This window comes from Curtobacterium sp. MEB011 (genome assembly GCF_030209655.1).
In the GTDB taxonomy this organism is placed as follows: domain Bacteria; phylum Actinomycetota; class Actinomycetes; order Actinomycetales; family Microbacteriaceae; genus Curtobacterium; species Curtobacterium poinsettiae.
Map to the genome: position 1 here is coordinate 223,073 of NZ_JARVRN010000003.1, position 21,360 is coordinate 244,432.

Here is a 21,360-nt window from a genome sequence, read left to right on the forward strand (position 1 = left end):
CTCCGGTCCACTGCCCGTCCGCTAGCCTCGCGACGTGAAGCGTCTCTCCCCCGGCCAGCGCTGGGTCATCGGTCTCGGCGCGTTCGCGCTCGTCTGTCTCGTCGTCGGGATCATCGCGTTCGCGGTCGGCTTCCCCTGGGGCGGCGTCGTCGGCATCATCGGGCTGCTGCACCTCGGCCTGACCGGCCTGGCCGGTGCACTCGTCTGGACCTCGACCCCGGCGATCGCGCCGCGTCCCGTCAAGCGTCCGACGCCGCGCCCCGGAGCGACGCACCGGGTCTTCTCGTACGGCACCCTCCAGCAGCCCCTGGTGCAGGAGTCCCTGTTCGGCGACCACGTCCCGACGACCGCGGACTCCCTGCCCGGCTGGCGACTCGACTGGGTGACGATCACCGACCCGGACGTCATCCGGACGAGCGGCTCCGACCGGCACCCGATCCTGCGCCGCGGCGCCGCGGGCGACGTCGTCGAGGGCGTGGCCCTGACGCTCGGGTACGAGTGGCAGCTCCGCGCGGTCGACGACTACGAGGTCGCCGACTACCAGCGCATCCAGGTCACGCTGGCCTCGGGCTGGACGGCCTGGGTCTACGTGGCGGCCGACGAGGCCTGAGCCGCAACGCGCAGCCGCTCCAGCCCCTGGTCGATCGACACCGACGGGGTCCACCGCAGGTCCTGCCGGGTCCGTCGCTGGTCGAACCAGTGCGCGGTCGAGAGCTGTTCGGCCAGGAACCGGGTCATCGGCGGCTCGTCCTCACCCGGTCGGACACGCCAGACGGCCTCGACCACTGAGCCGGCGATCCGGGCGACCGCCGCCGGCACGTGCCACTGCGGTGGCCGGACGCCCGATGCCGTGCAGATGCCGGCGAGCAGGTGGGCGACCGGGCGGGGCTCACCGTTCGTGACGACGTACGCGTTGCCGTGCACGCCGTCGTCCGTGACGCGCTCGAGTGCCGCGACCATGGCCGTCGCGGCGTTGTCGACGTAGAGCGTGTCGATGAGCGCGGCGCCGGAGTCGAGCAGCGGGAGCCGTCCTGCTCGGGCCCGCTCGACGATCCGTCCGACGAGCTGCGTGTCACCCGGCCCCCACACCAGGTGCGGCCGGACCGCCACGACGGCGAAGTCCGGGGCGTCGGCGTCGAGTGCCAGCAGCTCCGCCGCGGCCTTGGTGCGGGCGTAGTCGCCACGGGCACGGGACGGTTCGGCGGGTCCGGCGTCGGCCCCGACGAGCGACGACCCGGTGTGCGCGACCGACGGCGACGACACGAAGACGAAGCGCGCGACCCCGGCGGCACGGGCGGCTCGCAGCAGCGATCGCGTCCCGTCGACGTTGACCCGGGCGAAGTCGGCGGGGTCCCCGGCGAGCGACACCTTGGCGGCCAGGTGCACGACGGCGTCGACCCCGTCGACCGCGCGGGCGAGCGCAGCGTCGTCGGTCATCGTGCCGGCGACGTCCTGCACGCCGGCGACGCCCGAGGGACGGCGCTGGAAGGTGCGGACCTCGTGCCCGGCGTCCCGCACGGCCGCGGCGGTGGCCTGCCCGAGGAACCCGCTGGCCCCGGTGACCAGGACCTTCACGGCCGGACCATCCGTCCGCCGGACAGCACCGAGCCGGCCCAGCGCGACAGCCGGGTGCGATCGACCTTGGAGTTGTGCCGGATGTCGGTCGGCAGCACGGGCACGACGAGCACCGCGGCGAGCCGGACCCCGGCGGCAGCGCGGACCGCGGCGGCGAGCTGCGGCGACGCCAGACGCGGCCGGCGCCCGGCGGGTTCGGTCTCGACGACGGCCACAACCTGCTGCGTGCCGATCGGACCGATGCCCGCCACCCCGGCACGTCCGACACCGTCGACGCCCTCGATCCGCTGCTCCGGCCCGACCGGTGTGACGACCCCGTCGGGCGTGGTGAGCACGTGCTGCAGACGGCCTTCGACCCAGACCCGTCCCGCGGAGTCGAGGTGTCCGACGTCCCCGGTGCGGTGCCCGCGCGGGTCGTCGACTCCGAGGCGCGAGACCCGGTCGGTGCGCCAGAGCCGGTCGTAGTGGTCGCGCACGTGCGGTGCCGCGACGACGATCTCGCCGGTGACCCCGGGCGCGTCCGTCAGGGCTCCGGTCGCGCGACCGGAACCGTCGAGCGGCGCGATGCGGACGCGGACGTTCGCCGCTGGCACCCCGACGCAGATCCCCTCGTCGGCGGACCGGCCGGCGGCGCGGACCCCGTCCAGGTCGACGTCGGTCATGAGCAGCCCCTCGGTCATGCCGTAGGGGGTGTGGGCAGTGGCGTTCGGCATCAGCTCGGTCGCCGCGGTCAGCAGCGCGGCCGACACGGGAGCGCCGGCCGACAGGAACAGCCGCACGCCCCGCAGCGCCGCACGGTCGGCGTCGGTGAGCTCCGACGCAGTCTCGACGACGTTGGCCAGCGCTGCCGGCGACAGGAACACCAGGGTGGCATCGGCGGCGGCGACCGACGCAGCGACCGCCTTCGCCGTGAGCGTGCGCGGTGCGGTGACGTCCATGTCCGGCGCGACCGACCTGGCGCCGAGGGCCGGGCCGAGCAGCGCGAACGGTGCGAACCCGGCGACGAGTCCGGTGCCGACCCCGACGTCGTACTGGGTCGCCAGGGCGTCCCGGACGGCGCTCAGCTGCCCGTGCGTGTACACGACGCCCTTCGCCGGGCCGGTCGACCCCGAGGTGAACAGCACCGCGGCGGGCGCGTCCGGCGACGGCGCTGCCGGCAGTTCCGCCCCGTGCGCGAGACGACGCGCACCACGTCGGGCGACGTCGACGAGCGTGTGCTCGACGCGCAGCGCCCTCCGTGCCGGTGCGGGCAGCGAGACCGTCGCGATGCGTCGCCCCGGCCAGCCGAGGGCACGCGCGGCACCGAGGCCGGGCAGCGCGCCGATGATCCAGTCGGGTCGGGCACCGCGGACCGCGCGGGTCAGGCCGCCGAGGCCGAGACCGGCATCGGCGACGACGACGACCGCCCCGATCCGCACGCAGGCGTACAGGACGGCGGTCAGGTCGGCACCGGGGGTCACCAGGAGCGAGACACGGTCGCCGCTCCGGACCCCCAGGTCGTCCAGCCCGGCGGCGATCTCGTCGACCCGTCGGGCGAGCAGCCGCCACGTGATCGTGCGGGGACCGCCAGGGGCGGCCATCTCGACCAGGGCGGGTTCGTCACTCCCCCGCAGCTCGTCGAGCCGCGCCCAGAGCGGCGGCGTCGCCGCGGCGGGCCGGTCCGTGTCCACGGGTCCGGACTGGAGGCCCGGGTCGGCCTGTGCAGGACGGCCACCGTCCGGCAGGCGGTCACCGAGCCAGTCGAACACCGCGCCCGCCACGTCGGCGTCATCAGGCAGCAGGTGCCCGGCGCCCTCGAACCGGTGGACGTCGGCGTGCGGCATCCGCTCGGTCAGGTCGTCCAGGTAGCGCTCGAGGAACACCGGGTCACGCGGACCCCAGAGCAGGAGCGCCGGCACGTCGAGCGCCGCCACACCCGCAGCGATGCGGTCGAGCTCCGGCGCACTCCGGTGCCGGGCGTCGACAGGGATGTCCGCGACGAAGCCGCCGATGCCACCGCGCCGCGCGGCACCGCGGTAGGGCGCCCGGTAGCCGTCGGCCGTGGCACGGTCGAGCTTCGGGTGCGCGATGGCCAGGGTGGTCTCGAGGAACGCCGGCGTCACGACCGTCGCGCGGCCGAGCATGCCGGGGCCGAGGGCGAGCCGCAGCGGTGCCGGGATCGGGGCCTCGTCGGGCTGGTGCACCGCGGTGTTGCACGTCATCGCGGCGGCCAGGACGTCCGGGTGGTCGACCGCCCAGCCGAGCGACACCACACCACCCCAGTCGTGGCCGAGGGTGACGACCGGGCCGGTCAGCCCGAGTTCGTCGGTCAGGGCACCGAGGTCCGCGACGCGCTGCGGCAGCCCCCGCTCGACGCCGGTGCGCTCCGAGAAGCCCATGTCGAGCTGGTCGACGGCGACCACGCGCCAGGCCGGGCCGCCGGCCTGGGCGACCTCGAGCGAGGTGCGGAGCACCGACCGCCAGAGGTACGACCAGGTCGGGTTGCCGTGCACGCACAGGATGGTGCCGACCGGTTCCACGCCGAGCGCGGCCAGGGACCCGGCCGTGTCGAGGAGGTGCCAGGTGCGCGCGGCGCGATCCGTTCCTCCCCTGCGATCTCCGGACCACGCGGGGACCGTGACCAGACGCGACCACGCCGGGTCGAGGCCGGGCAGGGAGGGTGGCTGCGTCGCCGGAGCCGTGCTCGCGGCGACGCGGGGCAACCGGGACCTCACCAGTGGAGTTCCATCATCGCCGTGTTGATGCCGGAGCCGACGCCGCCCAGGAACACGCGGTCACCGCGACGGATGCCGCCGGAGGCGACCTCGTCGGCCAGGGTGATCGGGATCGACGCGGGGCCGACGTTGCCGAACCGCTGGTAGGTGGTGGGGACCTTGTCGCGCGGGATGCCGATCGCCTCGACGAAGGCGTTGGTGTGCACGTCGGAGACCTGGTGCAGCACGTAGCGGTCCATGTCGGCCCAGTCGAAGTGGGCGCGGGCCTCGGTCCAGGCGGCGACGACGAGCTCCATGCCGCCCTTGAGCAGCATCTTGGCGTCCGTGAACATGCCGTCGACGCTGCCGACGCACAGGTCGTACCACTGGGTCGCCGCGCGGGTGACGCCGCCGACGATCCGGTGTCCTTCGGGGTGCAGGTCCGCCGGGCCGAGCACGGCCGCCGCGGCGCCGGACCCGAGGGTCAGGCTGGCGAACTCGCTCATGAAGTCCTTGCGGTTCCGCCCGCCCTGGTTCAGGCGGTCGATGGTGTTGAGCTGCACCTGGTCGGCGTCCTCGCCGTCGACGACGAGCGCGTACTTGATCTGCCCGGAGTCGATCATGCCCGCGGCGACGCTCATGGCGTTGACGAACCCGAGGCACGCGTTCGCGATGTCGAAGTTGATGGCCGACGACGGCAGCCCGAGCCCGTGGTGCAGGCGGACGGCCACCGACGGCTCCAGGTGCGGACGGGTCACCGAGGTGTTGATGAGCAGGCCGATCTCGTCCGGACGCACCCCGGCCTCGGCCATGGCACGGCGGCCGGCGTCGATCGCGGCGTCCTGGAAGGTCTGCCCCTCGCCCCAGTTGCGACGTTCGATGACCCCGGCGACGCGCTCGAGCAGTCCCATCGGCAGACGGAGTCGACGGAGGACCCCACGGAGCTTGGCCTCGATGTCGGCCGAGGTCGTCACACGCTCCGCCGTGGTGGTCGCCACGGAGAGCAGTGAGACGTTCCGGTGCTTCGCCGTGGCGTTGCCGGGCTGCTCCGGTTCACTGCTCGATGCCTGGTCGACCGGCCGTTCCGTCATGATCGTCACCGACACATACTTCCGCATCTGGCCTGTGTGCGCGATCCGGATGCGCTGGACGGCTCCGGATCAGACGTCCTTCGGCAGCTTCCGCACCTTCGCGCGCCGCTTGCGGCGCTCCGGGATCATCGACCGCATCTCCTCGAGCTTGCCGAAGCAGAGCAGGCGGTCACCCGGCTCCAGGACGACGCCGCTGCGTGGGTTCGGGATGACGTTCGAGCCACGGTGCAGGGTGAGGACCGTGATGTCGCGGTCCCAGAGCCCGGACTCCTTGATCGTCTTGCCGACCAGGTCCGCGTTGGTGTGCACGAGGAGCTCGGCGACGCCGTAGCCGGTCGAGACGGACAGCCGCTGGCGGACGTCGATCTCGGGGAACGCCACCTGGTTCGCGATGAAGTCGACGACCGCACCGGCGATGTCGAGGCCGGTGGCACGCTCGACGCCCTCGAGCCCCGGTGAGGAGTTGACCTCCATCACGAGCGGCCCGTCGTTGCCCTCGAGCATGTCGACGCCGGCGACCTTCAGGCCCATGATCTGCGCCGAACGGACGGCCACGGCCTCGTACTCGGGCGTGAGCGTGACCTTCTCGACGGTGCCGCCGCGGTGCACGTTCGACCGGAACTCGTCACCCGAGGCGGTCCGGCGCATCGCCGCGACGACCCGGTCGCCGACGACCAGGGCACGGATGTCCCGGCCGCGGCTCTCGGCGATGAACCGCTGGATCAGGACGTTCTGCTTGGTGGAGTGCAGGGTCTCGACGATCGACTCGGCGACCTTCGCCTCGGGTGCCAGGATCACGCCGATGCCCTGCGTGCCTTCGAGGAGCTTGATGACGACGGGCGCGCCGCCGACCCGCTCGATCGCGCCGCGCACGTCGTTGCGGCCGGCCACGAAGGTCGTCGCCGGCATGCCGATGTCGTGCCGCGACAGGATCTGGTTCGCCCGGAGCTTGTCGCGCGAGTTCGTGATGCCGTTCGCCGTGTTCGGCGTGTAGACGTCCATCTGCTCGAACTGCCGCACGACGGCGGTGCCGTAGTAGGTGATCGAGTTGCCGATGCGCGGCAGCACGGCGTCGTAGTCGCTCAGCAGCTTGCCGCGGTAGAGCAGGTCCGGGTCGTCACCGGACAGGTCGATCGCGAAGCGCAGCGTGTTGAGCACCTTGACCTCGTGCCCGCGGTCGAGTGCCGCTGCGCGGAGGCGCTGGGTCGAGTACGCCTGGGGCGCACGCGACAGGATGGCGAGTTTCATCGAGGGGTTCTCCGCTGGGTCGGATCGACGGCGACGCTCCATCAAAGCATGCGGACGTGGCCGCGGAGCATGCGACAGGATGGGCACATGGCCCGAGCTCCGAAGTCCTCCGACAGCGGGCTCGTCGTCGCCGGGTGGCGGGAGTGGGCGGGCCTGCCGGACCTCGGCGTGCCGTGGATCAAGGTGAAGCTCGACACCGGCGCCCGGAGCTCCGCGTTGCACGCCTTCGACCTCGAGGAACTGCCCGGCGAGCGGGTCCGGTTCTCGCTGCACCCCTGGCAGGACACCGATGCCGACGCCGCCACGATCGAGTGCGACGTGCACGACCGGCGCGTCGTCCGCAGCTCCACCGGGCACACCCAGGAACGCATCGTGGTGCTGACGCAGATCGCCCTGGCCGGGCGCGTCGTCGAGTCCGAGGTCACGCTGAGCAACCGCGACCAGATGGGCTTCCGGATGCTCGTCGGGCGCGAGGCGCTCCGGCAGGGCTTCCTCGTCGATCCTGCGCGGTCCTTCGTGGCCGGGCGGGCTCCGAAGGAGATCCGGCGCCGCAACCGCGGGCGCGCCTGAGCGGTCCTGGTCACCCGGCACGGGCCGTTGCCGCGACCGGTCGACGGCCTGGAGGCGCGGTGCGGGGCCGCCACGGGCCTCCCGTCCGCCTCGGCGCGCGTCTCGGGCGCTGGTCGGGTCAGTGACCGAGGTGGCGGCCGAGGAAGGCGAGCTGCTGCGGCGCCAGACGGCGCCAGTAGCCGTGCGTGTGGCCGCCGGGTGCGAAGCCCCCGGCCGGCGGCTCGGCGAAGCCGTCGACGTAGGCGTGCACCGCCGGCGCGAACCCGTCGCCGTTGCCGCAGTCGACGCGGACCGCGACGCCGTCGAGCGCACGCTGCCGCCCGAGGACGGTGTTCGCGCGGAAGTCGGCTGCGTCGTCGAAGGCGCCGCGGGCGGTGTCGGCGGCCGACTTCCAGAGCGCGGGGCTGATGGCCGAGACGGCCCGGACGCGCGCGGCGCCGAGGACCCCTGCGAGCCGGAGCGCGCCGAAGCCACCCATCGAGTAGCCGGTCACGGCGAGGCGGTCGGTGTCGTACCCGCGGCGGGCGATCAGGGGCAGGAACTCGTCGACGACCATCGCGGCGGGGTCGTCCCCGTCGGCTCGTGGGTGCCAGTAGCGGTTGCCACCGTCGATCGAGGCGATCGCGAACGGGGCTCCGCCGGCGGCCACGTGCGCCGCGAGGAACCGGTCGTAGCCCAGGCTGCGCCCGAAGAACGAGGTGTGGTCGTCGCCGTACCCGTGCAGCGCGACCGCCACCGGCAAGGGGGTGTCGGACGCCGGTGCCGCGATCGTCCAGCCGACGGTGCGGCCCTTCCGCGCCGCCGACACGAAGGTGCCGGAGGTCGTGGGGACGGGCTCGACGTCGGGGACCGTGCCGTCGGTGCCGTCCAGACCGAGGACCCGGTACATGGTCGAGCGCCCGGGCAGCAGTCCGAGGTTGATCGCCTCGGCCACGGCTCCCGCGGCGACGACGCCCGTCCCGCCGATCAGCAGGGAACGGCGGGTGATCGTGGCAGCACGCGATCGGGTCATGGGGTGGGCGCCGTTCCGTCGGGGGTGGTGTGTTCCCGGATGAGGGACGCGGCGACGGACCGTGCCGTCGTCGTGTCGAGCGCGGGGTCGCGCAACCGCATCGCAAGGGAACCGGAGACGATGAGGAGCAGCTGGTCGGCGAGGGCCTCGGCACGGGGACCGACCACCGGCGCGGCCCGCGACACGAGCCGCTGCCGCAACGTGGTGGTCTCGAGGTCCAGGACCTGCCGGACCTCGGCTGGCGCGTCCGCGTACTCGGCGGCGGTGCCGAGGAAGGCGCACCAGCGGGAGCCCGTGGGCGTCGAGCGGTACTCGTCGAGGGCGTCGAACACGGCCAGCAGCCGGCCCAGGTCGTCCCGTTCGGCGGCGACCGCACGGTCCCAGGTGGCGATCCAGTCGTCGTGGCGACGGGTGAGGGCCGCGGCGACGAGTGCCTCCTTGCTCGCGTAGCCGCGGTAGAGCGTCGCCGTCGAGACCCCGGCCCGTTCGAGGACGGCGTCGATCGGGGTGGCGGCGATCCCCTGCGAGAAGAAGAGCTCCTCGGCGGCGTCGAGCAGCCGTTGCTCGGTTCCTGGGCGCATCACCATGACAGCACCCTAGGGTCTGAAAAGTGAAACGATCGTTTTCGTTGCGACATCGACTGCTCCTCGTGAGCGGACTCGGCCTGATCGCGGCCACCTACGGCCTGGTGCGGCTGGCGTACGGGCTGTTCCTGCCCGACGTGCAACGCGACCTGGGGCTCCGGTCCGACGCCGCCGGATGGGTCTCGTCGGGCGCCTCGGCGCTGTACTGCGTCGGTGCGGTCGCCGGGTTCCTGCTCGCCGCACGGATGCCCCGGGTCCTCGTCGCGGTTGCCACGCTGGTGGCGGGGGTCGGTGCGATCGCCATGGCCACCGCCGACGGTCCGGTGCCGTTCGGTGTCAGCGCAGTGCTCGCGTCGGCGGGCGCCGGGCTCGCGTCCCCCGCACTCGTGCGACTCGTCGCGGAGCAGGTGCCGTCCGCGTTGCTCGGTCGAGCGCAGGCGGTCGTGAACGCCGGCACCGGACCGGGGCTCGTGGGCGCCGGGGTCCTCGCGCTCGTGCTGCTGCCCGACTGGCGGACGGCCTGGGCGGTGTCCGCGGTGTTCGCCCTGGCCGTCGGAACCCTGTTGCTCGTGGTGTCCCGGGGTGGTGCGGCGACATCCCGGCCCCCACTGCCCGGTGCTCCGTGGTTCGCGGCGCACCGAGGGGTCATCGTGCTGGCGCTGCTGTTCGGGGCCGGGTCCGCCGTCGTCTGGACCTACGGTCGTTCGGCCCTGGTGGACGCCGGTGCGTCGGTCGTGGTCTCGGTGTCGGCCTGGATCGCGCTCGGGGTCGGCGGAGCGGCCGTCGTGGTCACTGCGCGGTGGACGAACGGACTGCACGCCCGGACCCTCTGGGCGGTCACGGCGGGCTCGGTCGCCGTCGCCGTCCTCGTGCTGGGGGCCTTGCCGCAGTCGACGGTCGCAGCACTGCTGGCGTGTGCCGTGTTCGGTTGGGGCTACACGGCGGCGACCGGGGCGCTGATCGCGTGGACGACCGAGATCGACTCCGAGCGGTCGTCGGCCGGCACGTCGATGCTGTTCGTCGCACTCGTGCTCGGGCAGGCCGTCGGCGCGGCGGGTGCCGGAGCGCTCGTCGGTGCGATCGGGTTCGTCGCGACGTTCGTGGTCGGGGCCGTCGTGACCGCGGCGAGCGCCGTCCCCGCGGTGGTCCGTCGGCCGGGTGGGGTCCGTGCCGTCAGAGCAGCGGGCGGAGCTCGATCTTCCGGTTGCACGCCTGCGACGCCTGGTGCGCCACCCGGGCCGCCGTCTCGGCGTCCGGGAGCTCCATGACCCAGAAGCCGGCGACGTACTCGTCGGTGGCGGTCGCGGGTCCGGTCGTGGCGCGCCCGGCCGTCGCGGGTCCGGTGGCCGCGTCGCCCGCACCTGCACGGGCGTCGACCAGGGTGGCGTCGGCCGGTGCGGAGACCCCGGCCGCGAACACGATCGCGTCGGCCATCCGGGCGTTGAAGGCGTCGACCGCGGCGGCTTCGGCGTCGGTCGCGGAGTACGTGTTGCCGACGGCGGCGGCCTGGCCGTCGTCGATGACGTTGACGAGGAACTGCATGGCGTCTCCCCTGCTCGTTGGCGGGAGGCTACTCTCGTCGCGCACTGACCGGCCTCTTCGCCCCGAAGCTGCGGTTCCACTGGGACATCCGCAGATGCGGCAGTTTCACGTTTACCCTCTGTGAACATGAATTCGTCCTCTCGAGGAGCTGCAGCCGGGACTCGCCTCAGGCAAGGGCGCGGCTGGCAGACGCCGGTGTTCCTGTGCAGTGCCGCCCTGGTCGCGTCCTTCGTGTTCGTGGCCGAGGGGCTGGGTGCCCCGCGGCTGCCCGTCCTCGCGATTGCCGCTGTCGCCGTCATCGCACTGTGGCTCGTCGCGAGTACCCGGCGGGTCGTCCCCCGCGGAGGCAACCGACTGATGACCGTCGCCTGGGTCGCAACCGGCGTCCTCTACGTCCTCGCCGTTGCTCCGCTCGACGCCGCGGTGCTCCGAGGACTCGACGGGTCGACGTCGCTGATGGCATGGGGAGCGACCTCGCTCGTCGTCGCAGCTCCACTCATCGTGGCGGCAGCGCAGGCTCGGCCGCGGCGCCGATGACGAGCGGCGCCCACCCTCGGCACGAACTCGACGACCGGATCCACTCGCCGGTGCGGTTCTCACTGCTCGCCCTGCTCAGGACGGTGGACGAAGCGGAGTTCGGTGTCGTCCGGGACGCACTCGAGGTCAGCGACTCAACACTGTCCCAAGCAGCGGCGGTTCTGGGCGAGGCGGGGTTCCTCCGCGTCCGCAGGCTTCGCGTGGGGCGGAGCACGAGGAGCTGGCTCGCCCTCACCGACGCAGGACGAGATGCGTTCGAGCGGCACGTCGCCGTCATCCTGGCGATCGCCGAACCCGACGGGTGACCAGAGCACCGTGAAGCGAGCGGACGCCGAGCAGTCCAGCGTGATGGCGACATCGCACCGGGATTCCGCTAGCGTTTCGCGAGTGGGGACGACGGCGGAGTGGTCGCGACTGCCGGTGGGGCGGCACGAGTACCGACAGGACACGGTGCTCGCCGTGGTGCTGGCCGGTGGGCTCGCGCTCACGACGTTCCTGTACGGGTCGGCCGGCACGTACGGCGACGACCAGGCCGTCTGGTGGGTCTCGGCCCTGATGATCGTCGCGAACGCGGCACCGATCGCGTTCCGCCGACGGTTCCCCATGTCGGTGGCGTTGGTGTCGGCGGTGGCGTTCGCCGCGACGCAGCTGCTCCGTGTCCCCGAGGTCTTCCTCGTCAACTTCACGCTCTTCATCGCGCTGTACACGGTCGGAGCGTGGTGCTCGGACCGTGTCCGGTCGGAAGCGGTGCGCTGGGTCGTCATCGGTGGCATGTTCGCGTGGCTGTTCATCGCGATCTCGTTCGGGTGGGCGTCACCGAACTCCCTGCCGAACGACACGGACTCGCCCGTGGCGCCGTACGTGGCGATCTCGCTGCTCAACATCTTCATCAACGTGATCTACTTCGGCGCCGCCTGGTACGCCGGCAACCGCGCCTGGGCCTCCGCCGTCGCGCGGCACCAGCTCGCCGAGCGCACCGCCGAACTCGCCGCGGAGCGGGAACGGTCGGCCGCGCAAGCGGTCACGATCGAGCGGGTGCGGATCGCCCGCGAGCTGCACGACGTCGTCGCCCACCACGTGTCGCTGATGGGTGTGCAGGCGGGTGCGGCACGGCGCGTGCTCGACCGCGACCCGGGGCAGGCGTCCGCATCGCTCGAGGTGGTGGAGGAGAACGCCCGTACCGCGGTGGAGGAGCTGCGGCGGATGCTCGGTACCCTGCGCTCCGACGACGATGCGGCCGGCGGCGGGACGACCGGTGGCGACGGGCCGAGCACCGAGGGCATCACGCGGATTGCCGAACTGGCCGAGTCGGCCCGGGTGGCCGGCCACCCCGCCGAGTACGTCGTCGTGGGTACCGAGCGCCCGGTGCCACCGACGGTGGCCGCCGTGGCGTACCGGATCGTGCAGGAAGCGGTGACGAACATCCTGAAGCACGCCGGACCGACCGCCCGCGCCGACGTCCGGCTGCGGTACCTGGACGACAGCGTCGAGGTCGAGGTCGCGGACGACGGACTCGGTGCCCGTGCAGCCCAGAGCACCTCCGGCAGCGGGCTCGGGCACGTCGGGATGCGGGAACGCGTCGACGCCGTGGACGGACGGATCGAGATCGGGCCACGCGCCCGGGGAGGCTACCTGGTGCGTGCATGGCTGCCGACGACGTGAACGGGACGGCCGACCTGACCATCGTGCTGGCCGACGACCAGGAACTCGTCCGTGCCGGGTTCCGCGTGATCCTGGAGTCCGAGCCGGGCTTCCGGGTGGTCGGAGAGGCGTCGGACGGAGCGCGGGCGGTCGAGGCCGTGCAGGCGCTTCGCCCCGACGTGGTCTGCCTCGACGTGCAGATGCCCGGCGTCGACGGGCTCGAGGCCGCGCGGCGGATCGCGGCGCTGCCGGACCCGCCGGCGGTGCTCATCCTCACGACGTTCGACAGCGACGATGCACTGTTCCAGGCGCTCGAGGCGGGAGCGAGCGGGTTCCTGCTGAAGAACGCCTCCCCCGAGCGGCTGATCGACGCGGTGCGGACCGTCGCCGCCGGGGACGCCCTGCTCGCGCCGGACGTCACGCGGCGGGTGATCAGCCGGGCGACGGCGACGACGCTGCCGGAGACCCGGCCCGAGCCGGCGACCACCGCGACGGCAGCGACGTCCGGCCGGGATGCGCTCACCGCCGCCGGGCTCACCGAGCGGGAGACCGAGGTGCTGCGGCTCCTCGCCCGAGGCCTGAGCAACGCGGAGATCGCCGCCGAGCTCTACGTCGGGGACGCCACCGTGAAGACCCACGTGTCGAACGTGCTGCAGAAGCTCGCACTGCGCGACCGGATCCAGGCGGTCGTCTGGGCGTTCGAGCACGGCGTCGCCGGCTGACCGAGCCCGACCGATCCGGCACCGGCGGGACAAGTCCGCACGGTGCCGAGTTCGCAGACATCTCCGCACCGTGCGCCATCGTTCAACCCGTGCAGCGTTGACCGCACCGTGCCCCGCCAGCACGACGCACCGAGCAACCAAACCCGCACCAGCCCAACAAGCCCGCACCGTGCCCACCACCGCACCCCACGCCCGCACCGTGCGCCATCGTTCAACCCGTGCAGCGTTGACCGCACCGTGCCGCGCCAGCACGACGCACCGAGCAACCGAACCCGCACCAGCCGAACAAGCCCGCACCGTGCCGACTCGACGCACGCGCCCCGTACCCCGCCCGCACCCACCCCGCACGCTCCTCCCCCACGCGGTGGAGCCGGCCCCCGCCCGAATCCCGCCTGGCGGCGGAGGCGGGGCGTGCCTCCCGGCCAATAGCGTCGAGCGCAGCGACGACCAGCGTCGTGACGAAGGGGAACGACATGCTCACCATCGAAGGGGTGACCAAGCACTTCGGTGACCGCCAGGTGCTCGACGACGTGGGGTTCACGGTCGGCAGCGGCCGCCTCACCGGCTTCGTCGGCGGCAACGGCGCCGGCAAGACCACCACCATGCGCATCATGCTCGGCGTGCTCCAGGCCGACGCGGGCACGGTCTCGATCGACGGCACCGCGGTCCGTCCCGCCGACCGCCGCCGCTTCGGCTACATGCCCGAGGAACGCGGCCTGTACCCGAAGATGCCGGTGGCCGAGCAGATCACCTACCTGGCCCGGCTGCACGGCGTCGACAAGCGCACCGCGACGACCCGCACCGGCGAACTGCTCGAACGACTCGAGCTCACGCAGCACGCAGGCGACGCCGTCGAGAAGCTCTCGCTCGGCAACCAGCAGCGCGTGCAGATCGCGGCGGCGCTGGCCCACGACCCCGAGGTGCTCGTGCTCGACGAGCCGTTCTCGGGCCTCGACCCGATGGCCGTCGACACGGTGCTCGGTGTCCTGCGCGAGACCGCCGCCCGTGGCGTCCCGGTGCTGTTCTCGAGCCACCAGCTCGACGTGGTCGAACGGCTGTGCGACGACGTCGTGGTCATCGCCGGTGGCACGATCCGCGCCGCCGGTCCGCAGGAGGAACTCCGCAAGCAGGCCGGCCCCGCCGCGTGGGAGCTGCTGGTCGACGGCGACGTCGCCTGGCTCCGCGACGAGCCGGGTGTGGCCGTGCGGGAGTTCGACGGCGGCTACGCGGTCTTCGAGGCCGACGCCGCCACCGCCCAGCGCGTCCTGCAGCGTGCCGTCCAGCACGGCTCCGTCGGGTCGTTCTCGCCGCGGGTGCCGCGGCTCAGCGAGGTCTTCCGGGAGGTCGTCCGATGAACAGCTCCTTCGTGCAGGCCGTGCGGCTCGTCTCCGCACGCGAGATCCAGGCACGCATCCGCAGCAAGGCCTTCGTGGTCTCGGCACTCATCCTGATCGGCATGGTGGTCGCCTCGATCGTCGTCGGCGGGATCGTGAGCAAGGCCACCGCCGACGACACCACCGCGGTCGCGGTCGTCGACGGTGTCGCGCTGCCGACCACCGGTGGGCTCGACGTCACGAAGTCGGCATCGGTCGACGACGCCGAACGGCTCGTCACGAAGGGCGACGTCGACGCCGCGATCGTGCCGTCGGACGACCCGCTCGGCTACAAGGTCGTCGGGCTCGACGAGGCCCCGTCCGAGGTCGTCTCGGCGTTGAGCGTCACCCCGCGCATCGAGCTGCTCGACCCGGACGCGTTGCCGGGCGGGCTGGTGTACCTCATCGCCATCGCGTTCGGCGTCGTGTACTTCGCGTCGGCGGTGACGTTCGGCCAGTCGATCGCGCAGAGCGTCGTCGAGGAAAAGTCGACGCGGGTGGTCGAGATCCTGATGTCCGCGATCCCGGCCCGGGCGCTGCTCGCCGGCAAGGTGCTCGGCAACAGCATCATGGCCTTCGCGCAGATCGTCGCGGTGGCCGTCGCCGCCATCGTCACGTTGGCGGTGACCGGGCAGGACAACATGTTCGCGATGCTCGGCCCGAGCATCCTGTGGTTCATCGGCTTCTTCGCGATCGGGTTCGTGCTCCTCGCGTCGCTGTTCGCCGCGGCGGCCGTGCTGGTGTCACGTCAAGAGGACGTCGGCAGCGTCACCACCCCGGTGATGATGCTCGTGATGATCCCGTACTTCCTGATCATCGTCGCGTACGACAACCCGACGATCCTCGGCATCATGTCGTACGTGCCGTTCAGCGCCCCGATCGGCATGCCCATGCGGATCTTCCTGGGGACCGCCGAGTGGTGGGAGCCGATCCTGTCGCTCGTCATCGTCGCCGCTTCGGTCGTCGCGGTCGTGGTCATCGGTGCCCGCGTCTACGAGAACGCGCTGCTCCGCACCGGCAGTCGCGTGAAGCTGTCGGAGGCGCTGCGCGGCTGACGCCGCAGGACCGGCAGGCCCAGCGCACCCGGCGCACCCGGCTGCCCCGGACGGGAGGCCCGCCCAGCGTGAGCAGACCTGCTCACGTGGGGCGGGCCTCCCGTCCGTTGCCCGGCGCCGGTCAGGCGGTCAGCGTCGCGAAGGCGGACCGGTGCCAGACCAGCGGATTGTGCGCGAAGTCGGACATGAGTCCGAGCACCCGGAGCACCACGATGTCGTGGTCGCCGGCCGGGTAGGTGTGCTCGACCGAGCACTCCAGCCAGATCGGCGCCCCCTGCAGGAACACCGCGCCCGTCTCGGCGACCGTCGTGTCGACACCGACGAACCGGATCGACTTGTCCCGCGATGCGAGCTGCCGGGTGACCTGCGCGTGCCCCTCACCGAGGATCGAGACCCCGATCGTGCCGGCGTCGCGGAGTACCGGCCACGTAGTCGACGTGTGCTGCACGGCGAACATCACGAGCGGTGGGTCCTGTGAGACGCCGACCGTGAACGAGGACGCGACGAGCACGGTCGGTTCGCCGTCGACGACGGCGGAGAGCGCGGCGACACCGCACGGGAACCCGGAGAACGCCTGCTTGAGCGCGGAGCGGTCCGGGGCCTCGGTGGAGTAGGGGCTGATCATGACGCGGTTCCTTCCTGGTGAGCGGCGGCGGCGAGGACGACGTTCTGCCAGCGGGCGAGCCACACGTCGGTCGATGCGGGGTCCGAGTAGTGCTTGTCGTTCAGGTACAGGGCTGGGGCGACGACGGTCGCGCCAAGTTCGACCAGCACCGGTTTGAGGAAGACCTCCGGAGCGAGGGCGTGCGCCGGACCGGCACCGAGCATGAGCGGCACCGCGACGACGCCGGCGAGTCCGTCGCCGGTGCCGAACTGGTCGAGGAACAGCTTGAGCACGCCGGTGTACGTCGCCTTGAACGTCGGCGACGCGACGACGACGAGGTCGGAGCCGGCGACGGTGCGGACGGCGTCCGAGACGGCGGGGTCGCCCCAGCCGAGCAGTCCGGCTCCGAGGTCGATGACGTCGACGACGTGGTCCGGGGCCCGGCCGGTGAGCCGCTCGAGCACGACCGTCGCGGCGTCGAGTGTCCGTGAGGCCGGCTTGGGGTTGCCGGCGACGACGGTGATGATCATCGGGGTGCTCCTGTCGATGGGCGGGTGGTGGGTGCTTGGTGCAGTCCACCGCTCGTTCGTTTCGCCGCCGTACCGCGTCCGTATCGGCTGGGTTACGCCAGCTGCCCCGGCCCTGCGGCACCCGAATGTCCCGGTCAGCGCGGCTGCGCGTCCGGGCCGCTCCGCCATTCCGCCAGGCGCTGTCCCCACTGACCGCGCCGGATTGTGAGAGCGCCGTTTCCGGAAGTCGCCTCGGATGGGTCCGGCGTGTTTCGCCCCGCCGTCGCCGGCCCGTCACCGCCCGGATCCGCCCCTGCACGCGGGTCGGTGGCGCAGTCGTCCGCCCCGGATCCGTGGGGCGGACGACCCTCCGCGGCGGGCGCCGCAGGTGGCCTAACACCAGCGAAACAAACGCCTAACAGGACCGTTACCGGGCGACCCTCTGTCGGCACGCCCTGGCCGTTACATTCGCATCAGCCCCACTGCAGCGGCCGGCGTCACCGGCGATCCGCCACACCGTCGGCCCTGCCCCGATCCGATGCCCCGCCGCCCGTCCCCGGCTCCCTGCACGCTCCACCCCGCGCCGCGGGGCCTTCGGCGTCCCCGCCGCCCGTCCCCGCCGCCCGTCCCCGCACCGGCTCCCCCGCCCCCGCACCTTCGCTGCTCCACCCGTCCAGGAGGTCCCCGACCGATGTCGTCCCCCGCTCCGTCCCGAACGCGTCCGTCGCGTCCCGTGCTCCTCGCCGCCGCGATCTCCGGCGTGCTCTTCCTGTCCGCGTGCTCCGCCACCTCGACCGCGTCGACGAGCTCCGGTGACGTCACCGCCGGCGTCGAGCACGCCACGAGCCAGATCGAGGCCGCCAGCGTCGACCCGGCGTTCACCTTCGAGGGCGCGCGCTTCGACATGTCGGGGATCGCCGGCAAGACGATCTTCAACATCCCGAACTCGTCAGCCGTCCCGTTCATCACCGCGGTCGACGAGGCCGGCGAGAAGGTCGCCGAGCAGTACGGCGCCAAGTGGATCGAGTACACGAACCAGGGCACACCCACCGAGCACTCCGCCGGCATCGACCAGGCGATCAGCCGCGGAGCCGACATCATCGTGCTGGCGCAGGGTGTCAACGGCGAGCTGATCGTCCCGGCGCTGAAGCGTGCGAAGGCAGCGGGCATCCCCGTGCTGATCAGCCACACCTACCAGACCGGGCAAGCGCTGCCGGACCAGCTGCAGGGGCTCGTGGCCGCACAGGTGACCGCCCCGTTCCACGAAGCCGCGAAGCTCAACGCCGACTGGGCCATCAAGGAGACCAAGGGTCAGGGCGACGTCCTCATCATCACGTCGTCCGAGGTGCCCCCGTCCGACGGCATCGTCACGGCGATGCAGGACGAGTTCGAGGCGCAGTGCGACGGCTGCAAGGTGAAGGTGACCAACGTCCCCGTCGCCGACTGGGCGACGAAGATCTCGTCGACCGTGCAGTCCGCCGTGCAGTCCGACCCGAACCTCGACTACGTCCTGCCGGTCTACGACTCGATGACGCTCTACGTCGAGGCCGGCGTGACCGCTGCCGGCAAGACCGGCCAGGTCTTCACCTCCTCGTACAACGGCACCCCCGCGGTGCTGAAGATCCTGCAGGAGGGCAGCGTCCTCACGATGGACATCGGCGAGAACATGGAGTGGCTCGCCTACGCGACGCTCGACCAGGCCGGCCGTGTCCTGACCGGCACGCCGATCATCGAGGACGGCGACGAGAAGACCCCGCTCAAGGTCTTCACGAAGGACAACGTCGACGCGACCGGCACGCCGCCGGCGCCGAGCAAGGGCTACGGCGACGCGTACAAGACCGGGTACGAAGCGATCTGGGGCGCGGCCGAGTGACCGCCACCCGGGAGGCACGGCTCGGCTCCGCATCGTCGGCTGCGGTCGTCGGCACGGGTGCGGACACCGCGCCGGTCCTGCGGATCAGCGGGCTCACGAAGCGCTTCGGCGGGCTGACCGCACTCGACGACGTCGACCTCGAGGTCCTGCCGGGCCAGGTGCACGCGCTGCTCGGCGAGAACGGCTCCGGCAAGTCGACCCTCATCAAGGTCCTGTCCGGCACCTACGCGCCGGAACCGGGCGCGACGATCGAGGTCCGTGGCGCCCGGCTGCCACTACCGGTGCCTCCCGGGTACTTCCGCCGTGTGGGGATCAGCTTCGTCCACCAGGACCTCGCACTCGTCCCCTCGCTCGGTGTGACCGAGAACCTGCGGCTCGCGACCGTGGTGGCCGGGCGTGGACCCTTCGTCCGCTGGGGCGCCGAGCACCGTGCCGCGGCCGAGCTGTTCGCGCGGTACGGGGTCGACATCGACCCACGGGCCCGGATCGACGAACTCACCGACACCCAGAAGGCGCTCGTCGCGATCCTGCGGGCCGTCGCCGAGCTGGGCGACGACCGGGCGCTCATCGTGCTCGACGAGCCGACGGTCTTCCTGCCGAAGGAGGACGCCGACCTGCTCTTCCGGGTCGTGCAGGACCTGGTCGCGGACGGCCGCACCTCGGCGCTGCTGGTGTCGCACGACATGTCCGAGGTCCTCGAACACGCCGACCGTGTCACCGTCCTGCGGGCCGGCCGGGTCCAGGCGCACCGGGACACCGCCACGACGACGGCGGACGAGCTCGTCTCCCTCATCGTCGGACGCGGACTGGACGGTCCCGCCGCCAGGACTCCGCGCCCGGCGACCACCGGCGACGCCGTCGTGACGGTGCGGGACCTGCGGGTCGGCGTCGTCGACGGTCTGTCGTTCGACGTGGCGGACGGCGAGGTCGTCGGCATCACCGGGCTCGCCGGCTCCGGCGTCGAGGACGTGCTGCCCGGCCTGTACGGGGCACGCCCCGCGACGGGCTCGCTCACCGTGCGGCACGACGGGGCGACACCCGCTCCGGTCGACCTGACGCGGGTGACGCCCGGTTCGTCGATCGCCTGCGGCGTCGTCTACGTTCCTGCAGACCGCAAGCGCGAGGGCGGGGCGCTCACCCTGTCCGTCGAGCAGAACGTCACGCTCCCCGTCCTCGGCAAGCTCCGCGGACTGCTCGGCCTCTCGCCCGCGCGGGAACGCGCCCACGTCGCGGGACTCGTCCGCGACTACGACGTCCGACCAGCCGACCCGGCCGCCCTGTTCGGCACGCTGTCGGGCGGCAACCAGCAGAAGGCCGTCCTGGCCAAGTGGATGCAGGACGCCCCGAGGCTCGTGCTGCTGCAGGAGCCGACCCAGGGCATCGACGTCGGGGCACGCGCCGCGATCTTCTCGATGCTCCGACGGAGCGCCGAGCAGGGCGTGACCATCGTCTGCGCCTCCACCGACTACGACCAGCTCGCGCAGGTCTGCGACCGCGTCGTCGTCCTCGCCCAGGGTCGCGTGCACGACGTGCTGACCGACGACCGCGTCGACCGCGACGTCATCGCGGCCGCGGTCGTGGCGAGCCTCGTCGACCGAGATGCCCAGGCGTCACCCACCGGGTCCCCGTCCCCCGCGGGCTCGCCCTCCCCCGATGCCTCCTCCGCAGTCAAGGAGAACGCCTGATGTCCACCACCGCCGACCCCGTCCTCGAGACCTCGATCGTCCGTCCGACCCGCCCGCGCTTCTCGTGGGGACACACCGAGCGGTACGCGCTGCTCGGCGCCTGGCTCGTCATCGTCATCGCGTTCAGCATCGCGCTGCCCGACACGTACCCGACCCTCGGCAACCTGCAGAACATCCTCGGGTCCCAGTCGGTGCTGCTCATCCTGGCGCTCGGGTTCCTGTTCCCGCTCACCGCCGGTGAGTTCGACCTGTCCGGCGCCTCGACGATGTCGCTCTCCGCGATGACCATCGCCGTGCTCAACGCGAAGATGGACGTCCCGCTCGTGCCCGCGATCGCCGCAGGCCTGGTCATCGGCGTCGTCGTGGGCCTGGTCAACGGGCTGCTGACCGTCGGGTTCCGCATCGACTCGTTCATCGTCACCCTCGGCACGTCGACCTTCATGATCGGGATCATCCAGTGGATGAGCGTGTCGTCCTCGGTGACGGGCATCGACCCGGCACTCGTGCAGGCCACGGTCGGGTGGCGCGGGCTCGCAGGCCTGCCGCTCGCGTTCGTCTACGGCCTGATCGCCACGGTCGTCGTCCTGGTCGTCCTGAGCGCCACCCCGGTCGGCCGACGGCTGCTGTTCGTCGGCACCGGCCGCATCGTCGCGGAACTCTCCGGGCTGAACGTCCGACGGCTCCGGGTCGGTGCGTTCGTGGGCGCCGGCTTCACCGCCGCGGTGGCCGGGGTCGTCTACGCCGGCACCCTCGGCGGCGCCGACCCGTCGAGCGGACAGTCGTTCCTGCTCCCCGCGTTCGCCGCCTGCTACCTCGGTGCGACCGCGATCGTCCCGGGGCGCTTCAACGCGATCGGCACGTTCATCGCCGTGTACTTCCTGTTCTCCGGCGTGGTCGGTCTGCAGATGCTCGGCGCCGACAACTTCGTGCAGCAGCTCTTCTACGGCGGCGCCCTCATCGTCGCCGTCGCCGTCTCGCAGACCATCCGGCGGCACTCCGTCGCGACCGCCGCCAAGGCCGCCGCGAAGCGTCCCTGACCCTGCTCC

21 protein-coding genes are annotated in these 21,360 nt (G+C 72.4%); 12 read left to right on the forward strand and 9 right to left on the reverse strand.

What is annotated here, in order from left to right:
• Positions 1-34 precede the first annotated feature (34 nt).
• Positions 35-610, forward strand: coding sequence for a gamma-glutamylcyclotransferase family protein (locus QRN30_RS05060; RefSeq protein WP_235517570.1), 576 nt, complete (start codon positions 35-37; stop codon positions 608-610).
• On the opposite strand, the gene QRN30_RS05065 is transcribed toward QRN30_RS05060, so the two are convergent.
• The 4 genes from QRN30_RS05065 to QRN30_RS05080 form a co-directional block, all read right to left on the reverse strand.
• Entirely contained in the window at positions 586-1,575 is a 990-nt protein-coding gene (locus QRN30_RS05065) for an NAD-dependent epimerase/dehydratase family protein (RefSeq protein WP_214519521.1), read from the reverse strand. The two genes, QRN30_RS05060 and QRN30_RS05065, sit on opposite strands and share 25 nt — an antisense overlap.
• Positions 1,572-4,277, reverse strand: coding sequence for an alpha/beta fold hydrolase (locus tag QRN30_RS05070; RefSeq protein WP_284760609.1), 2,706 nt, complete (start codon positions 4,275-4,277; stop codon positions 1,572-1,574). Before QRN30_RS05070 ends, QRN30_RS05065 begins: the two co-directional genes overlap by 4 nt.
• Before the next feature lie 8 nt (positions 4,278-4,285).
• Positions 4,286-5,359, reverse strand: coding sequence for a 3-oxoacyl-ACP synthase III (locus QRN30_RS05075; protein ID WP_042537701.1), 1,074 nt, complete (start codon positions 5,357-5,359; stop codon positions 4,286-4,288).
• Between the two features lie 69 nt (positions 5,360-5,428).
• The gene (locus tag QRN30_RS05080; protein WP_042537686.1) at positions 5,429-6,607 is read right to left on the reverse strand and encodes a RimK family alpha-L-glutamate ligase; all 1,179 of its coding nucleotides are present in this window, start codon (positions 6,605-6,607) and stop codon (positions 5,429-5,431) included.
• A gap of 87 nt (positions 6,608-6,694) precedes the next feature.
• On the opposite strand from QRN30_RS05080, the gene QRN30_RS05085 reads away from it, so the two are divergent.
• Positions 6,695-7,177 (forward strand): ATP-dependent zinc protease family protein, encoded by a 483-nt coding sequence (locus tag QRN30_RS05085; RefSeq protein ID WP_017886827.1) that lies wholly within the window; start codon positions 6,695-6,697, stop codon positions 7,175-7,177.
• 118 nt (positions 7,178-7,295) lie between these two features.
• Here QRN30_RS05085 and QRN30_RS05090 read toward each other — a convergent pair whose 3' ends face one another.
• Both QRN30_RS05090 and QRN30_RS05095 read right to left on the reverse strand, forming a co-directional pair.
• On the reverse strand, positions 7,296-8,189 hold the full coding sequence (locus tag QRN30_RS05090; RefSeq protein ID WP_017886828.1) for an alpha/beta hydrolase: 894 nt from the start codon (positions 8,187-8,189) through the stop codon (positions 7,296-7,298).
• Entirely contained in the window at positions 8,186-8,776 is a 591-nt protein-coding gene (locus QRN30_RS05095) for a TetR/AcrR family transcriptional regulator (RefSeq protein WP_056070042.1), read from the reverse strand. Before QRN30_RS05095 ends, QRN30_RS05090 begins: the two co-directional genes overlap by 4 nt.
• 62 nt (positions 8,777-8,838) lie before the next feature.
• Here QRN30_RS05095 and QRN30_RS05100 point away from each other — a divergent pair, with 62 nt between their 5' ends.
• Positions 8,839-10,041 carry an MFS transporter gene (locus QRN30_RS05100; RefSeq protein WP_284760577.1) on the forward strand — a complete coding sequence of 401 codons (1,203 nt, stop codon included), beginning with the start codon at positions 8,839-8,841 and terminating at the stop codon, positions 10,039-10,041.
• On the opposite strand, the gene QRN30_RS05105 is transcribed toward QRN30_RS05100, so the two are convergent.
• The gene (locus QRN30_RS05105; protein ID WP_083389291.1) at positions 9,947-10,315 is read right to left on the reverse strand and encodes a YciI family protein; all 369 of its coding nucleotides are present in this window, start codon (positions 10,313-10,315) and stop codon (positions 9,947-9,949) included. The genes QRN30_RS05100 and QRN30_RS05105 overlap by 95 nt on opposite strands.
• A gap of 195 nt (positions 10,316-10,510) precedes the next feature.
• Here QRN30_RS05105 and QRN30_RS05110 point away from each other — a divergent pair, with 195 nt between their 5' ends.
• From QRN30_RS05110 to QRN30_RS05135, 6 genes are all read left to right on the forward strand, one after another.
• Positions 10,511-10,852, forward strand: a complete 342-nt coding sequence (locus QRN30_RS05110) for a hypothetical protein (protein ID WP_017886831.1) — start codon at positions 10,511-10,513, stop codon at positions 10,850-10,852.
• Positions 10,849-11,157, forward strand: a complete 309-nt coding sequence (locus tag QRN30_RS05115) for a transcriptional regulator (protein WP_017886832.1) — start codon at positions 10,849-10,851, stop codon at positions 11,155-11,157. Before QRN30_RS05110 ends, QRN30_RS05115 begins: the two co-directional genes overlap by 4 nt.
• A gap of 82 nt (positions 11,158-11,239) precedes the next feature.
• Positions 11,240-12,514, forward strand: a complete 1,275-nt coding sequence (locus QRN30_RS05120; protein ID WP_175470737.1) for a sensor histidine kinase — start codon at positions 11,240-11,242, stop codon at positions 12,512-12,514.
• The gene (locus QRN30_RS05125) at positions 12,496-13,215 is read left to right on the forward strand and encodes a response regulator (protein ID WP_017886834.1); all 720 of its coding nucleotides are present in this window, start codon (positions 12,496-12,498) and stop codon (positions 13,213-13,215) included. The genes QRN30_RS05120 and QRN30_RS05125 overlap by 19 nt, the downstream gene beginning before the upstream one ends.
• A gap of 473 nt (positions 13,216-13,688) precedes the next feature.
• A complete protein-coding gene (locus QRN30_RS05130; protein WP_031259546.1) occupies positions 13,689-14,570 on the forward strand; it encodes an ABC transporter ATP-binding protein in 882 nt (293 codons plus the stop codon).
• On the forward strand, positions 14,567-15,643 hold the full coding sequence (locus tag QRN30_RS05135; RefSeq protein WP_284760578.1) for an ABC transporter permease: 1,077 nt from the start codon (positions 14,567-14,569) through the stop codon (positions 15,641-15,643). Before QRN30_RS05130 ends, QRN30_RS05135 begins: the two co-directional genes overlap by 4 nt.
• A gap of 121 nt (positions 15,644-15,764) precedes the next feature.
• Here QRN30_RS05135 and QRN30_RS05140 read toward each other — a convergent pair whose 3' ends face one another.
• Positions 15,765-16,268, reverse strand: a complete 504-nt coding sequence (locus tag QRN30_RS05140; protein WP_017886837.1) for a flavin reductase family protein — start codon at positions 16,266-16,268, stop codon at positions 15,765-15,767.
• Positions 16,265-16,777 (reverse strand): NADPH-dependent FMN reductase, encoded by a 513-nt coding sequence (locus tag QRN30_RS05145; RefSeq protein WP_284760579.1) that lies wholly within the window; start codon positions 16,775-16,777, stop codon positions 16,265-16,267. Before QRN30_RS05145 ends, QRN30_RS05140 begins: the two co-directional genes overlap by 4 nt.
• A 670-nt stretch (positions 16,778-17,447) precedes the next feature.
• On the opposite strand from QRN30_RS05145, the gene QRN30_RS05150 reads away from it, so the two are divergent.
• From QRN30_RS05150 to QRN30_RS05160, 3 genes are read left to right on the forward strand one after another with little or no spacing between them, the layout of a single operon-like run.
• Positions 17,448-18,629 (forward strand): sugar ABC transporter substrate-binding protein, encoded by a 1,182-nt coding sequence (locus tag QRN30_RS05150; protein WP_284760580.1) that lies wholly within the window; start codon positions 17,448-17,450, stop codon positions 18,627-18,629.
• A complete protein-coding gene (locus QRN30_RS05155; protein WP_140448784.1) occupies positions 18,626-20,314 on the forward strand; it encodes a sugar ABC transporter ATP-binding protein in 1,689 nt (562 codons plus the stop codon). The genes QRN30_RS05150 and QRN30_RS05155 overlap by 4 nt, the downstream gene beginning before the upstream one ends.
• Positions 20,314-21,351 (forward strand): ABC transporter permease, encoded by a 1,038-nt coding sequence (locus tag QRN30_RS05160; protein WP_284760581.1) that lies wholly within the window; start codon positions 20,314-20,316, stop codon positions 21,349-21,351. Before QRN30_RS05155 ends, QRN30_RS05160 begins: the two co-directional genes overlap by 1 nt.
• Positions 21,352-21,360 lie beyond the last annotated feature (9 nt).

Coding starts and splice junctions, on each gene's coding strand:
- QRN30_RS05075 (WP_042537701.1), bottom strand. CDS start 5,359: ATGACGGAACGGCCGGTCGACCAGGCATCGAGCAGTGAACCGGAGCAG.
- QRN30_RS05080 (WP_042537686.1), bottom strand. CDS start 6,607: ATGAAACTCGCCATCCTGTCGCGTGCGCCCCAGGCGTACTCGACCCAG.
- QRN30_RS05085 (WP_017886827.1), top strand. CDS start 6,695: ATGGCCCGAGCTCCGAAGTCCTCCGACAGCGGGCTCGTCGTCGCCGGG.
- QRN30_RS05090 (WP_017886828.1), bottom strand. CDS start 8,189: ATGACCCGATCGCGTGCTGCCACGATCACCCGCCGTTCCCTGCTGATC.
- QRN30_RS05095 (WP_056070042.1), bottom strand. CDS start 8,776: ATGGTGATGCGCCCAGGAACCGAGCAACGGCTGCTCGACGCCGCCGAG.
- QRN30_RS05105 (WP_083389291.1), bottom strand. CDS start 10,315: ATGCAGTTCCTCGTCAACGTCATCGACGACGGCCAGGCCGCCGCCGTC.
- QRN30_RS05115 (WP_017886832.1), top strand. CDS start 10,849: ATGACGAGCGGCGCCCACCCTCGGCACGAACTCGACGACCGGATCCAC.
- QRN30_RS05125 (WP_017886834.1), top strand. CDS start 12,496: ATGGCTGCCGACGACGTGAACGGGACGGCCGACCTGACCATCGTGCTG.
- QRN30_RS05130 (WP_031259546.1), top strand. CDS start 13,689: ATGCTCACCATCGAAGGGGTGACCAAGCACTTCGGTGACCGCCAGGTG.
- QRN30_RS05135 (WP_284760578.1), top strand. CDS start 14,567: ATGAACAGCTCCTTCGTGCAGGCCGTGCGGCTCGTCTCCGCACGCGAG.
- QRN30_RS05140 (WP_017886837.1), bottom strand. CDS start 16,268: ATGATCAGCCCCTACTCCACCGAGGCCCCGGACCGCTCCGCGCTCAAG.
- QRN30_RS05145 (WP_284760579.1), bottom strand. CDS start 16,777: ATGATCATCACCGTCGTCGCCGGCAACCCCAAGCCGGCCTCACGGACA.
- QRN30_RS05150 (WP_284760580.1), top strand. CDS start 17,448: ATGTCGTCCCCCGCTCCGTCCCGAACGCGTCCGTCGCGTCCCGTGCTC.
- QRN30_RS05160 (WP_284760581.1), top strand. CDS start 20,314: ATGTCCACCACCGCCGACCCCGTCCTCGAGACCTCGATCGTCCGTCCG.